The organism is Streptomyces sp. NPDC029956 (assembly GCF_055574655.1).
This window is the reverse complement of record NZ_JBVHZJ010000040.1, coordinates 26,408-38,881: the sequence shown is the minus strand read 5'-3', so window position 1 is coordinate 38,881 and position 12,474 is coordinate 26,408. Positions and strand designations below refer to the sequence as shown.

At 74.4% G+C, this 12,474-nt stretch carries 9 protein-coding genes and 1 pseudogene; 4 read left to right on the top strand and 6 right to left on the bottom strand.

Features of this window, described 5'->3' with window-relative positions; translation table 11 throughout:
- Positions 1 to 20: 20 nt before the first annotated feature.
- Positions 21 to 1,949: an NAD-binding protein gene (locus ACZ4XX_RS27530; RefSeq protein WP_468510582.1), complete on the top strand. Its 1,929-nt coding sequence runs from the start codon at positions 21 to 23 to the stop codon at positions 1,947 to 1,949.
- A gap of 202 nt (positions 1,950 to 2,151) precedes the next feature.
- A complete protein-coding gene (locus tag ACZ4XX_RS27525) occupies positions 2,152 to 3,357 on the top strand; it encodes a cytochrome P450 family protein (protein WP_468510581.1) in 1,206 nt (401 codons plus the stop codon).
- Positions 3,358 to 3,471: 114 nt separating this feature from the next.
- Here ACZ4XX_RS27525 and ACZ4XX_RS27520 read toward each other — a convergent pair whose 3' ends face one another.
- The 5 genes from ACZ4XX_RS27520 to ACZ4XX_RS27500 all read right to left on the bottom strand — a co-directional run bounded on the left by ACZ4XX_RS27520 (position 3,472) and on the right by ACZ4XX_RS27500 (position 8,666).
- A complete protein-coding gene (locus ACZ4XX_RS27520; protein WP_468510552.1) occupies positions 3,472 to 3,723 on the bottom strand; it encodes a hypothetical protein in 252 nt (83 codons plus the stop codon).
- 62 nt (positions 3,724 to 3,785) lie between these two features.
- On the bottom strand, positions 3,786 to 4,262 hold the full coding sequence (locus ACZ4XX_RS27515) for an NUDIX hydrolase (protein ID WP_468510551.1): 477 nt from the start codon (positions 4,260 to 4,262) through the stop codon (positions 3,786 to 3,788).
- A gap of 124 nt (positions 4,263 to 4,386) precedes the next feature.
- A complete protein-coding gene (locus ACZ4XX_RS27510) occupies positions 4,387 to 5,634 on the bottom strand; it encodes an FAD-dependent oxidoreductase (RefSeq protein ID WP_468510550.1) in 1,248 nt (415 codons plus the stop codon).
- A gap of 84 nt (positions 5,635 to 5,718) precedes the next feature.
- Positions 5,719 to 7,146 (bottom strand): FAD-dependent oxidoreductase, encoded by a 1,428-nt coding sequence (locus ACZ4XX_RS27505; RefSeq protein ID WP_468510549.1) that lies wholly within the window; start codon positions 7,144 to 7,146, stop codon positions 5,719 to 5,721.
- On the bottom strand, positions 7,143 to 8,666 hold the full coding sequence (locus tag ACZ4XX_RS27500) for an FGGY family carbohydrate kinase (protein WP_468510548.1): 1,524 nt from the start codon (positions 8,664 to 8,666) through the stop codon (positions 7,143 to 7,145). Before ACZ4XX_RS27500 ends, ACZ4XX_RS27505 begins: the two co-directional genes overlap by 4 nt.
- 302 nt (positions 8,667 to 8,968) lie before the next feature.
- Here ACZ4XX_RS27500 and ACZ4XX_RS27495 point away from each other — a divergent pair, with 302 nt between their 5' ends.
- Together ACZ4XX_RS27495 and ACZ4XX_RS27490 are read left to right on the top strand one after the other, a co-directional pair.
- Positions 8,969 to 9,943 carry a hypothetical protein gene (locus ACZ4XX_RS27495; protein ID WP_468510547.1) on the top strand — a complete coding sequence of 325 codons (975 nt, stop codon included), beginning with the start codon at positions 8,969 to 8,971 and terminating at the stop codon, positions 9,941 to 9,943.
- Positions 9,944 to 10,036: 93 nt separating this feature from the next.
- Positions 10,037 to 11,572 (top strand): amino acid permease, encoded by a 1,536-nt coding sequence (locus ACZ4XX_RS27490; RefSeq protein ID WP_468510546.1) that lies wholly within the window; start codon positions 10,037 to 10,039, stop codon positions 11,570 to 11,572.
- Positions 11,573 to 12,264: 692 nt separating this feature from the next.
- Here ACZ4XX_RS27490 and ACZ4XX_RS27485 read toward each other — a convergent pair.
- Positions 12,265 to 12,426: pseudogene (locus ACZ4XX_RS27485) on the bottom strand (GntR family transcriptional regulator); the annotation flags it as partial.
- Positions 12,427 to 12,474 lie beyond the last annotated feature (48 nt).

Below are 12,474 nucleotides of genomic sequence, written 5' to 3'. Positions count from 1 at the left end.
GTCAGGACGCCGCCGGGCACATGATCGTCTGTGGGGACGACGCCCTCGCCCACCGTCTCGCGGGCGAACTGCACGAGGTGTACGGCGAGCAGGTCACCCTTCTCGTGCCGGTGCGGCCCGACGCGCCGCGCACGCCCGTCGTCCGCACCGGCCGGGCGCTGGCTCTCTTCGGACGCGTCACGGCCGCCGTCATCCGCACCACGGGCACCACCGCTCCCGCGGGCGCCCCCGGCACCTCCGGACCGGCCGCCCCGACGGCCTCCGGCGCGGACGGCGGTGAACCCACCGGCACCCTGCGCGTCGTCGAGTCCGCCGAGGCCGACGACCGGGCCCTGACGGACGCCGGCGTGGAGCGGGCCGCCGCGCTCGCCCTCGTCCACGAGGACGACGAGACCAACATCCGGGCCGCACTCACCGCCCGCCGCCTCAACCCCCGGCTGCGGCTCGTCATCCGGCTCTACAACCGCAAGCTCGGCCAGCACCTGGAGACCCTCCTCGACCAGGCCGCCGCCGTCGCCGAACCGGGCCTCGACCCCGCGCAGCTCGACGCCGCCACGACCGTCCTCTCGGACGTCGACACCGCCGCCCCCGGCCTCGCCGCGGCCGCGGTCGCCGGCACCAGCAAGGTGGTCCAGGCCGGGGGCCTGCTCCTGCACGCCGTGGAGCGGCTGCCCGCCGCCGGGGAGGCCCCCGACCCGGGTCTGTGCACCCTGGCCCTGCTCTCCGCCACGGCCGGCGACCCGGTGGGCTGCGAGGGCTCCGAGCGGAGCGGCGACGCGGGCCCCCGGCTGCTCCCGGACGACCGCACGGTGGCGGCCGCCACCGGCCGCGCCGCCGTCACCCTCGAAGCGGTCACCGCGGCGGGCCCCGCCCTGGCGTCCGCCCGGCTCGTCGCCTCCGCGCTGCCCGTCGCCTCGCTCTTCTCGCGGCGGCTGCGCTGGTCCCTGGCCGGGGCCGCAGCCGCGGTCCTCGCACTCGCCCTCGCCTCCACCTTCACCACCGGCGACCACCCGCTGCACGCCGCCTATCTGACGCTGCTCGACATCTTCGCCATCGGCGACCCCGCCGTGGGGGAGTCGACCAGCCGCCAGGTCCTGCAGATCCTCGCCGGGTTCGTCGGACTGCTCCTGCTGCCGGTGATCGTCGCCGCCCTCATCGAAGGCCTCGGCACCTTCCGTACGGCGACCACCCTGCGCCGGCCGCCGCGCGGACTCTCCGGGCATGTCGTCCTCCTCGGCCTCGGCAAGGTGGGGACCCGCGTCCTCGCCCGGCTGCGCCGGCTGAACATCCCCGTGGTCTGCGTCGAGTCCGATCCGGAGGCCCGCGGCATCGCCGTCGCCAGACGGCTGCGCGTCCCCACCGTCATCGGCGACGTCACGGAGGAGGGTGTCCTGGAGGCCGCCCGCATCGAGCGCGCCCACGCCCTGCTCGCGCTGACCAGCGTCGACATCACCAACCTGGAGGCGGCGCTCTCCGCCCGCGCCGTCAGCCCCGACCTGAGGGTCGTCCTGCGCCTGTACGACGACGACTTCGCCACGGCCGTCTTCCGCACGCTCCGTACGGCCCACCCGGCGGCCCTCACCCGCAGCCGCAGCGTCTCCCACCTGGCCGCACCCGCCTTCGCGGGCGCCATGCTGGGCCGTCAGGTGCTCGGTGCCGTACCGGTCGAACGCCGGGTGCTCCTCTTCGCGGCGGTGGACGTCGCCGCCCACCCGCTCCTGGACGGCCTGACCGTGGCCGAGGCCTTCCATCCGGGCAAGTGGCGCGTCATCGCCATGGACGGCACAGGCACGAGGTCCGGCACGGACCGGGCCTGGCGGCTGGACCCCGACCGCGTCCTGAAACCGGACGACCGGGTCGTCGTGGCGGCGACCCGTCGAGGCCTGGCCGAACTCCTGGGCCGAGGCGGCCACGCTCCGGTCAACCCCGCACCCACAGAGCGCGATTGACCGTAGGCTCGGCCCGCACGACGCACCGCTTCGTCCCGCGCTCGGCCCGTGGACACACGGGTCGGCGCCCCGGCGTGCGCCGACGCCCCCGGCCCGCGCCCCTGAGACCCCGCACCGCCCCGGTCCTGCCCGCAAGGGCCCGCAGACAGGAGCTGCCGAAGTGAACGCACTGCCCGCACCCACCCCCCGCCCGGCCCATCACATGGACCCCTCCGGTGGCTGCCCCCACGCGCACAACGCCCGCCTCCTCGCCGAAGGCGCCGTCACCCCGGTGGTGCTCCCCGGCGATATCGACGGCATGGCCGTCCTCGGCCACGACGTCCTCCGGGACTTCCTCTCCCACCCCGACGTCGCCAAGGGCCCCCAGCACTTCACCGCACTCGCCGAGGGCCGCATACCCGACGGCTGGCCCCTGCGGACCTTCGCCGTCCTGCCCGGCATGATGACCGCGGACGGCGCCGACCACCGCCGCCTCCGTACCCTGGTGAGCAACGCCTTCACCACCCGTCGGGTGGAGGAACTCCGCCCACGCGTCGAGGCGGTCACCGCAGGACTCCTCGACGGGCTCGCCGAGGCGGCCAGGGCCGGGGGCGGCGTCGCCGACCTGCGCCGTCACTACGCGCTTCCGCTGCCGCTCGGCGTCATCTGCGAACTGCTCGGCGTCGACGCCGCCCACCAGGAGCGGCTGCACCACCTCTCCAGCCTGGTGGTCGCGACCGACACCACACCCGCGCAGACCGTCGCGGCCAACCGCGAACTCCTCGAACTGCTCGCCTCCATCGCCGCCGCCAAGGCCGCCGCCCCCGGAGACGACCTCACGAGCGCGCTCATCGCCGCGCGGGACGAGGACGGCGACCGGCTCGGCCAGGCCGAGTTGATCGGCACGCTGCTCCTGCTGATCGTCGCGGGCCACGAGACCACCCTGAACCTGCTCACCAACGCGGTCCGGGCGCTCTGCACCCACCGAGACCAGCTCGACCTGGTCGTCGAGGGCCGCGCGACGTGGTCGGACGTGGTCGAGGAGACCCTCCGCTGGGACAGCCCGGTCAGCCTTTTCCCGTTCCGCTATCCGACCCGCGACCTCACGGTCGACGGCACCCTCATACCGCGGGGCACACCCGTTCTCGCCGGGTACTCGGCGGCGGGCCGGGACACCAAGGCCCACGGCCCGGACGCCGACCGCTTCGACCTGACCCGTACGGCGACGGTGAAGCACCTGTCGCTCGGTCACGGCCCCCACTACTGCCTGGGCGCCCCGCTCGCCCGGATGGAGGCCACGATCGCCCTGGAGGCGCTCTTCACCCGCTTCCCGGAGCTGGACCTGGCCGTCCCCGAATCCGAGCTGCCCCGGCATGCCGGGTTCGTCGGCAACAGCGTGAGGACGCTCCCGGTCCGGCCGGGCGGCTGACGGCGACGGCCCCTGTGCCGTGAGGGGCGGCCCTCCTGCCGCGCGCCCCCGTGCCGCGCGGGGGCGGGGCGGCCCGCCCCCGCAGCTCAACTCCTTCCGGACCTGAGCCCCTCCTCACCCGGCCCGCCCCCAGGCGGTCGCGGCGGAGGCGCGCAGGGACGAGACGAGCCGCAGCAGCCGGGCCTCGTTCCCCACGAGGCCGGCGGCCCGGAGCGCCTCGTCCGCCTCGGCCATCGGATGGGTGAGCATCACCCCCGCGTACGGGGCGAGCTGTGGATCGGTCAGCACGGCCTGGGTGGATTCGAGCAACCGCAGGTACGCCTGGGCGGCCGCGCGCTCGCTGGCGGTGATCGTGGTCGTGGTCATGTCGGGCTCCCTCTCGACAGTTCGGCGCTCACCACCCTCTCGTACGGGTCTGACAATCGCCCTCAGCCCCGCCCGTCGAGCCGCTCCACCAGCCGTTCCAGGAAGACCCGCTGGCCCTCCACGAGGAGCGGCGCGGCCGCCTCCGGGACGAACCAGCCCACCCGGTCGATCTCCGGGAACTCCCCCTGGACGCCGGACCGGGGCGGCCATTCCATGGTGAAGGTGCCCGGCACGATCGCCGCCGGGTCGAGCGCTCCCTCGACGGCCCAGACGGTGACGAGCTTTCCGTTGCGCTGCCGGGACTCGCCGAGGTCCAGCCACTCGCCCTCGGGTGCCGGAAGTCCCAGCTCCTCCAGGAACTCACGGCTCGCCGCCGCCTCCGGGGTCTCGTCCGGTTCGTACTCCCCCTTGGGGATCGACCAGGCCGACTGCTCGCGGGACGCCCAGAAGGGCCCGCCCATATGACCGATGAGTACTTCGACGCCGCCGTCCGTCGTACGGCGGAAGACGAGAAGACCCGCACTGCGTTTGTCAGACATGCCGGCCAGTCTGGCCGAAGAGCCCCCGCCGTCGCAGCCGCGCACGCGGGTCGCCGCAGCCGCACCCGCGCGGCCCGCGCGCCCCGCGTGGACGCCTCGGGCCCGCACGCCCCCGCCGCGCACGTCACTCCTCGGCGGCGACCTCCACCGGTCCGCCCCCGAGGTCCACGCCGTCCGCCCACTGCACCGGCAGCCGCACCGACCGCCAGGGGACGAGCGAGCCGCTCAGCCGCAGCCGCCGCAGCGGGGCGCCGTCCTGGGAGATGGTCAGGACCGGACGTACGAGCGGGCGCTCCGGCCGTACGAACAGAGGCGAGGCCACCGGGCCGAGCAGACCGGGCGTCACCCACCGGAGCGGTCCCCCCGATCCCGTCGGCCCTCCCGCGGGTCCTACCGTCGGCACTCCCACCGGCACGACACGCTCCGGCCAGGGCTCTCCTTCGAGCACATCGAGCACGGCCGACGCCACCGCGCGCCCCTCGGCGGCGGCCACCACCGCCGACTCCACGCCGCGCAGGAGGTTGCCGACCGCGAAGACCCCGGGTGCGGCGGTCCGGAACGCGCCGTCCGTCGCAGGGCCCCGCGTGCCGGGCACGAGCGGCAGCCCGCACGCGCGGGCGAGTTCGTGGTCCGGTATCCAGTCCCCGGTGAAGACCACGGTGTCGCACCGCAGGGTGTGCCGGGTCGCACCGTCCGCCCCGCCCCGGACCGAGACCCCGGTCAGCCGCCCGCGGCCGAGCAGCTCCGACACGACCGCCCCGGAGAGCACGGGGACGTCCCCGAACGCCGCCTTCCTCACGGGGTGTTCGCAGACGACGGCCACCACGTCGACCCCCACGGCGCGCAGCGTCCGCACGGCGCCGCGGGCCACGGGATCACCACCGACGACCACCGCCCGCCACCCGATGTGCTCCGGCCGCGCCCCGAACCGAAGGACCAGCCGCTGGAGCTCACCCGTGGTCAGTACGCCGGCGGGCCGCGACCCGGGGACGAGCCGTGCGCTGCGGGGGCGTTCACGGGCCCCCGTGGCCAGGACGACCGCCCGGGCCCGGACGCGTTCGAGCCCGGCCGGCGTCGTGACGTCGAGCGTGAGGGGCCCGGCCCACCCGGTTGCGGACACCCCGGTACGGACGGTGGCCCCGGCGCGCACGGCGGCGCGCACCGAGCGACGCGCGGAGCCGGGACCGTCCAGGGGGCGGCCCCGCCCGTCCGAGCCGAACCCCGGACGGGCGCAGTGCCGGGGGACCCCGCCGGCGGCCCGGTCCCGCTCCAGGACCTCGACGCGCCCCGCACCCGCCGCGGCGAGCCGGGTGGCGGCGGCGAGCCCGGCGGGTCCGGCGCCCACCACGAGCACGTCGACGGCGCGGTTCACCGGGCCCTTCCTCGTCCACGTACGACAAGGCCCGTACGGCTCACGGGGCCCCTCCTCGTCCACGTACGACAACGCCCGTACCGCTCACCGGGTCCCCTTCCGGTGCTCCGCGTGCTGCTCGAACAACGCCCGTACCTCGGCGCCGCAGTGGTTCCCCTGGCAGCGGCCGCCACGCGCGCGCGTGCGGCGGCGCAGGCCGTCGAGGCCGCCCGGCGGGATCGTCGACGTGAGAGCGGCCCGGATCTCGCCCCGGGTGACCCGCTCGCAGTGACAGACGATCGCACCGAAGTCCGGGTCCTCTGCGATGAGCCGGGCGTCCCGGTACGGGCGGGGGAAGGCCTCGCCGAGGTTCGGCATCCGGAGCCGGGCGAGGGGCCGCTCGGGCCCGAGGCCGAGCCCGCAGTCGGCGAGCAGCCCGCGGACGTGCTCGGCGATGGCGAGGGAGGCGGTGAGTCCGGTGGACCTGATCCCGCCCACCGTCACGTACCGGAGTGCAGGATGTGCGGCGATCCGGTAGTCCTCCTGCCCGGTTGCGGCGCGCAGTCCGGCGTAGACGGCGGTCACCTCCTCGTCGAGCAGAGCGGGGAGGATCCGGCCGCCCTGCTCGCGGAGTCCGGCGAGTCCCTCCGCAGTCGTGCCGGTGGCGGTCTTGTCGTCCAGGTCCTCGGCGGTGGGCCCGAGCATGACGTTGCCGTACACCGTCGGCGCGATCAGCACGCCCTTGCCGAGCGGGCCCGGCACGGGGAGCAGGATGTGCCGCACCAGGTCGCGCGCGAACTTGTCGAAGACGAGCAGCTGCCCGCGGCGCGGGGTGACGGTGAAGTCCTCCCGGCCGACCAGCGCGTCGAAGGCGTCGGCGTGGAGACCGCAGGCGTTGACGAGATGCCGGGTCCGCAGCTCGCCGCGGCGGGTGACGAGCCGGTGGTACGGATCGCCCGGGCGGACCTTCTCCACCCGGCAGTCGAGGTGCAGGTCGACGCCCGAGCGGACGGCCTGGGTGGCGTACGCGAGGGTTGTCGTCCACGGGCAGATCACCGACTCGCCCGGCACTTCGAGTGCGGCGAGCGCACCGGCACCCAGATGTGGTTCGCGTGACTGGAGTGCGGCGGAGGTGAGCAGCCGTGTCGTGCGGTGCCCGTTGAGTGCGGCCTTCTCCGCGAGGCGGGGGAGGGCGGCCCGTTGCTGCTCGTCCCAGGCGACGAGCAGGGCGCCGATCGGCTCCACGGGGATGCCGGTCTCCTGTGCGTACGAGGAGAGGAGGCGGTATCCCTCGCGGACGAGTGTCGCCTCCAGCGTGCCCGGCAGAGCGTCGAAACCGGTGTGCAGGATGGCGGTGTTGGCCTTCGACGTGCCGTCGCCGACGTCGTTCGCGGCCTCCACGAGGGCGACCCGCAGGGGGTGGCGGGCCAGCGTCCGGGCGATCGCGGAGCCGACCACCCCCGCGCCGACGACCACGACGTCGTACGTCGCGTCGGGGCCCGCGGGAAGGGGCCCTGTACGCGTGACACTCATGAGGAGCCGGAGCCGGAGCCGGAGCCGGAGCCGGAGCCGGAGCCGCAGCCGGAATCCTCGCCCGTCGGCGCCCCGCCGACCGGCCCCGCCCGCGCGACGAGTGCCGCCACCTCCCCGCGGAACCGCGCGAGGCGCTCGCCCGCCTCGTCGCCCGAGATCCGGGGTTCGTACACGGCCGAGGGCTTCCACTCCGGTACGGCCTCGCGGAGCGTGAGCCCCGGTTCGTGTCCGAGTCGGGCCACCGCGCCGGCGCCGAGCGCCGTCGCGTCGGGCAACGACGATACTTCGACGGGTAGTTGGAGGAGATCCGCCTGGGTCTGCATGAGCAGCGCGGACCGGGTGAGCCCGCCGTCGGCGCGCAGTGAGGTCAGCGGCGCCCCCCGGTCCGAGGCGACGGCCGAGGCGAGTTCCACGACCTGCGCGGCGATGCCCTCGCAGAGGGCCCGGACCAGATGGCCGGGCGCGGTGTCCAGGCCGAGCCCCGTGAGCGAGCCGCGCACGTCGCCCCGCCACCAGGGCGCGGCGAGCCCCGCGAGCGCGGGAACGAAGGTGACGCCGCCGGTGTCCGGGACCCCTCCGCCGACCGGGTCGATGTCGGCCGCACCGCCGATGACGCCGAGGTCGGTGAGCCAGCGCACGGCGGAGGCGACGGTGTACACCTGCCCGTCCAGGCAGTGGGCGACCCGTCCGCCGAGCCGCCAGGCGACACAGCTGACCAGGCCGGAGGACGCGCGCCGGGGTACGGGGCCGGTCTGTGCGAGGAGGAAGGCGCCGGTGCCGTAGGTGCACTTGGCGGCGGCCGGGTCGTCGGCGCTCTGGGTGAGCAGCGCCGCCTGCTGGTCGACCAGCAGGCCGGTGAGCGGGAGCGTCGGGCCGAAGGCGGTGGTGGTGCCGACACGCGTGTCGCAGTCCACGACCCGGGGGAGGCGTTCGCCGCCCAGGCCGTACAGGTCGAGGGCGGTCTCCGACCAGGCGACGGTGTCGAGGTCGAGGAGTCCGGTGCGGCCGGCGGTCGCCGCGTCGGTGACGAAGGCGCCGGTCAGCCGGTGGACGAGCCAGGTGTCGCTGGTGGTGACGACGCCGGCGCCGGTGGCGTGGCGGCGGATCCAGGCCATCTTGGGAGCGGCGAAGTAGGGGTCGAGGGGAAGTCCGGTGAGCTGCCTCAACCGATCTGCGTACGGGTCGAGTTCGGCGCAGACGGAGGCCGCTCGGCGGTCCTGCCAGACCAGGGCGTCGGTGAGCGGCTCGCCGGTGACGGGGTCCCAGGCGAGGACCGTCTCGCCCTGATTGGCGAGACCCACGGCGACCACCGGCGTCCCGGCCTCGGCGAGTGCCGCGCGGCCCGCGGTGACCACGGAGTCGTACAGCTCACGAGGGTCGACCTCGACCAGTCCGCCCGGCAGATACCGGGGCCGTACGGGAGCCGTACCGCTGCCGACGACTCCGCGCTCGGGGCAGAGGACGAGGGCCTTGGTGCCCGAGGTGCCCTGGTCGACGGCGAGTACCGGGCCGCCCGTCATCGCGGTGCTCCTGTCCCTGGACGTTCGGTGATCATCCGATCACCGAAAAGGGTCAGGGTGCCGTCGCGGCGGCGCTCCGTCAAGCCTCGGCGGGTGATCACGTCAGGTCCATCGCCGAACCTGACGGTAAGTCAAATTCGGTCGTTGGCTTGATAATTACTGTCGAGAAACAAAGTGGAGCGGTCGCATCCAGAGCCCTCTATAGTGATCGCCGATCAACGGCCGGGACGCCCGCCGGGGGACTGACCACCCCCTCCCATCCACCGAGGACCCATGTCATCCACACCACGCCTCACCCCCTGATGGCCGGACACGGCTTCAGACCCGTCTACCACCCCGCGGGCCACGACCACGCCCTGCGCAACGCCGTCCAGGACTTACGCACCGGACGCTGGGTGGCGATGGCCCGGCTCCTCGACGAGACGACGGGCTGGGACGGCTGGACCCGACGCACCCAGGTCCTCGCCGCCGTCGCCGCGGGCACCGACGTCGTCCACATGTGGCGGACCGAGCAGCCCGGGAGCCTCGCCGCCACCGTGATGCACAGCCGGGTGACCGTCGAGCGGGCCGTACGCGCGCACCGCGCCGGCCACGCCCGCACCCGGGAGCTCTGGCAGGAGGCCTGGACCGCGTGCCGGGAGGCCGCCGACCTCGCCCCCGACGACCCGGTGCCCTGGGTCGGCCTGATCGCCCTCGCCGCCCTCGACGGCCGTCAGCGCATGGAGGAGCACCGGCTGTCCCCGCCGGCCCCGATGCTGCCGCCCGGCCCCTGGGGCCTGCTCGCCGAGGCGGAGAAGCGCGACCCGCACAACCGCGAGGCGCACCACCGGATGCTCCAGTTCGTGTACGCCCGGCGCCCGGGACCGCTCTCCGAGGCCGTCAACTACGCCCACTGGGCCGCCTCCTCGGCACCCGTCGGCTCCGCCCTGCACGCCCTACCGCTGTATGTGCGCGTCGAGCGCTACCGGCGCGAGCGCGGCCACGAGCGGGCCCTGGACCTCCACTGGGTCGCCGAGGACGCCGTCCGTGAAGCCCAGCGCGCCCTCGACACCTGGTTCCTCTTCTGCGCCACCGACGAGGCCTCCCTGCTCGACCTCAACCACCTGGCGCACGCCCTCTTCGGAGCCCTCCGCTTCACCGACGCGGCCCGGGTCCTCGACTCGCTCGGCCCGTACTACACGACCCTTCCGTGGGCGTACCGGACCCCGCATCCGGACGACCGCGTGCTCGCCGAAGAGGTCTTCCTGCGGGCCCGCGCCCGCTGTCTCAGCGGCTGAGTGCTCTCACCGGGTCCCCTTCCGCCCCGCACCCCTGCCGCCCCCGCACCCTGTACCCCCCACCCCGCTCACCCCCCGTCCCCGGAGGAACGCATGTCCCGCACCGCCCCCGACCCCACCGACGCGCTGCGCAAGCCACCCCCGGCCCAGGACGAGGAGGCGCGGCTGAGGGAGCTCGGCTACCAGCCCGTCCTCGCCCGCCGCATGGGCGGCTTCGGCAACTTCGCGATCAGCTTCTCGGTCATCTCCGTCCTCTCCGGATGCATGACCCTGTACGGCTTCGGCATGGGCACCGGCGGCCCCGCCGTCATGCTCTGGGGCTGGGTCGGCGTCGGGCTCTTCGTGCTGTGCGTGGGCCTCGCCCTCGCCGAGGTCACCAGCGCCTACCCGACCTCCGGCGCCCTCTACTACATGGCCGACCGGCTCGGCGGACGCCGCTGGGGCTGGTACACCGGCTGGCTGAATCTGCTCGGCCTCCTCGGCGCCATCGCGGGCATCGACTACGGCGCCGCACTCTTCACCGGCGCCTTCCTCAACCTGCAGTGGGGCTTCGAGCCCACCGCGGGCTCCACCTTCCTGATCTTCCTCGCGATCCTGCTGCTCCACGCCGTCCTGAACCTCTTCGGCGTCCGCCTGGTCAGCGTGCTCAACTCGATCAGCGTCTGGTGGCACCTCGCGGGCGTGGCGATCATCGTCGGCGCCCTCGCGTTCATCCCCGACCGGCACCAGTCCGCGGACTTCGTGTTCACCGAGTTCGTCAACGACACCGGGTGGGCCAACCCCTTCTACGTCGCCGCCATCGGTCTGCTCCTCGCCCAGTACACCTTCTCCGGCTACGACGCCTCGGCCCACCTCTCCGAGGAGACCTCCAACGCCTCCGTCGCCGCCTCCAAGGGCATCGTGCGGGCCATCTGGGTCTCCTGGCTCGCCGGATTCGCCCTGCTCGCCGGGCTGAGCTTCGCCATCCAGGACTACTCGGCCACGCAGAACAGCGCCACGGGCGTCCCGCCCGCCCAGATCTTCCTGGACGCGCTCGGCACCGGTGGTGCCACCGCCCTGCTCCTCGTCGTCATCGTCGCCCAGCTCTTCTGCGGCAACGCCGAGGTGGCCGCCGCCAGCCGCATGGTCTTCGCCTTCAGCCGCGACAACGCCCTGCCCGGCTCCGCGATCTGGCGCAAGGTCAGCGGCCGCACCCAGACCCCGGTGCCGGCCGTCTGGCTCGCCGTCGCCGTGGCCGCGGTGCTCGCCCTCCCCTCGCTGTACTCCGCCACCGCCTACGGTGCCGTCACCGCGATCAACGTCATCGGCATCACGCCCGCCTACGCCATCCCGATCTATCTGCGCCTGCGCGCCGGGAAGCGGTTCACGCCCGGCCCGTGGAGCCTGGGACGCTGGAGCAAGCCGATCGGCTGGACCGCCGTCGTCTGGGTGGCGTTCGTGACCGTGCTGTTCTGCCTGCCGCAGAAGTCCCCGGTGACGGTCGACACCATGAACTACGCCGTGATCGCGCTGGCCGTCGTGCTCGTCCTGGCCAGCGTCTGGTGGTACGTCGCCCGGCGCTCGTACGGCACACCGACGGCGTACGGCAACGCCCGCGAGGAGGCGGAGATCTCGGAGGGCATCATCTGACCGGAGTGGCCCAGGAGTCGGACGGCACGGAAACCCGACTCCTGTGACGAGAGAGCCGGTTCCTGTCCCCGTACCGGACAGGAACCGGCCCGCCCTCAGGCGCTGAACTCGTACGTCCAGGCCGCCGACTGGGCCGAGAAGTCGATGTCCGTGATCTCCAGCGCGTGCCCGTGCTGGTCGCTCACCACCCGGTGGACGATCAGCCGGGCCGCGCCGCCGGCCGACGTCATGGCCGGGCCCGGCACGCCGACGGACTCCCGGTGGGTGACCCGCAGCCCCGCCTGGTGCATCCAGTGGTAGAGCAGTCGCAGATCGGGCTGTTGGCGCCAGTCCCGCCCCCGCCGGTAGCGTGCGAGCTGCGGGATCTCGGTGAGTGCGGGCCGCGAGAACCACGACACCGCCCGTTGGAGCGCCGCTCCTTGCGGCCCGAGCACCACGTGCCGGTGGACCAGCGTCGGCTCGCCCGGTGTGAGCAGGAGCCGTGCCGTCAGCGGCGTGGGCGGCGGCTCCCAGGTGAGTGAGGCCCGTACCAGCGCCTCGGCCGCGCGCGGGCCGCCGGGGAAGGTCGGCCGACGGGCCGTGAGGGCCGGGGCGACGGGCTCGCTCCCGGCCTCGGGTCCCGAGGCGGCGAAGGTGCCGCGCCGGTCGGTCACCACGAGCCTTTCGTCCCGCAGGAGTTGGAGCGCGCTGCGTACCGTCTGACGGTTGACGTGGTAGCGCTGGGACAGGGATCGTTCCGAAGGGAGCCTGCTGCCGGGGGAGATGCGGCGGTGGGCGAGGTCCTCGCGCAACGCGGCGGCGACCCGGAGATAGAGCGGCGCGTCTGCCGCCGCCTCGGATTCGGGCTCGGCCATGATCAAACCCTCTCTTCGCTCAGCGTGACCGCATGGGTCGTGCGGGTG

Coding starts and splice junctions, on each gene's coding strand:
- ACZ4XX_RS27530 (WP_468510582.1), top strand. CDS start 21: ATGATCGTCTGTGGGGACGACGCCCTCGCCCACCGTCTCGCGGGCGAA.
- ACZ4XX_RS27525 (WP_468510581.1), top strand. CDS start 2,152: ATGGACCCCTCCGGTGGCTGCCCCCACGCGCACAACGCCCGCCTCCTC.
- ACZ4XX_RS27520 (WP_468510552.1), bottom strand. CDS start 3,723: ATGACCACGACCACGATCACCGCCAGCGAGCGCGCGGCCGCCCAGGCG.
- ACZ4XX_RS27515 (WP_468510551.1), bottom strand. CDS start 4,262: ATGTCTGACAAACGCAGTGCGGGTCTTCTCGTCTTCCGCCGTACGACG.
- ACZ4XX_RS27505 (WP_468510549.1), bottom strand. CDS start 7,146: ATGAGTGTCACGCGTACAGGGCCCCTTCCCGCGGGCCCCGACGCGACG.
- ACZ4XX_RS27500 (WP_468510548.1), bottom strand. CDS start 8,666: ATGACGGGCGGCCCGGTACTCGCCGTCGACCAGGGCACCTCGGGCACC.
- ACZ4XX_RS27495 (WP_468510547.1), top strand. CDS start 8,969: ATGGCCGGACACGGCTTCAGACCCGTCTACCACCCCGCGGGCCACGAC.
- ACZ4XX_RS27490 (WP_468510546.1), top strand. CDS start 10,037: ATGTCCCGCACCGCCCCCGACCCCACCGACGCGCTGCGCAAGCCACCC.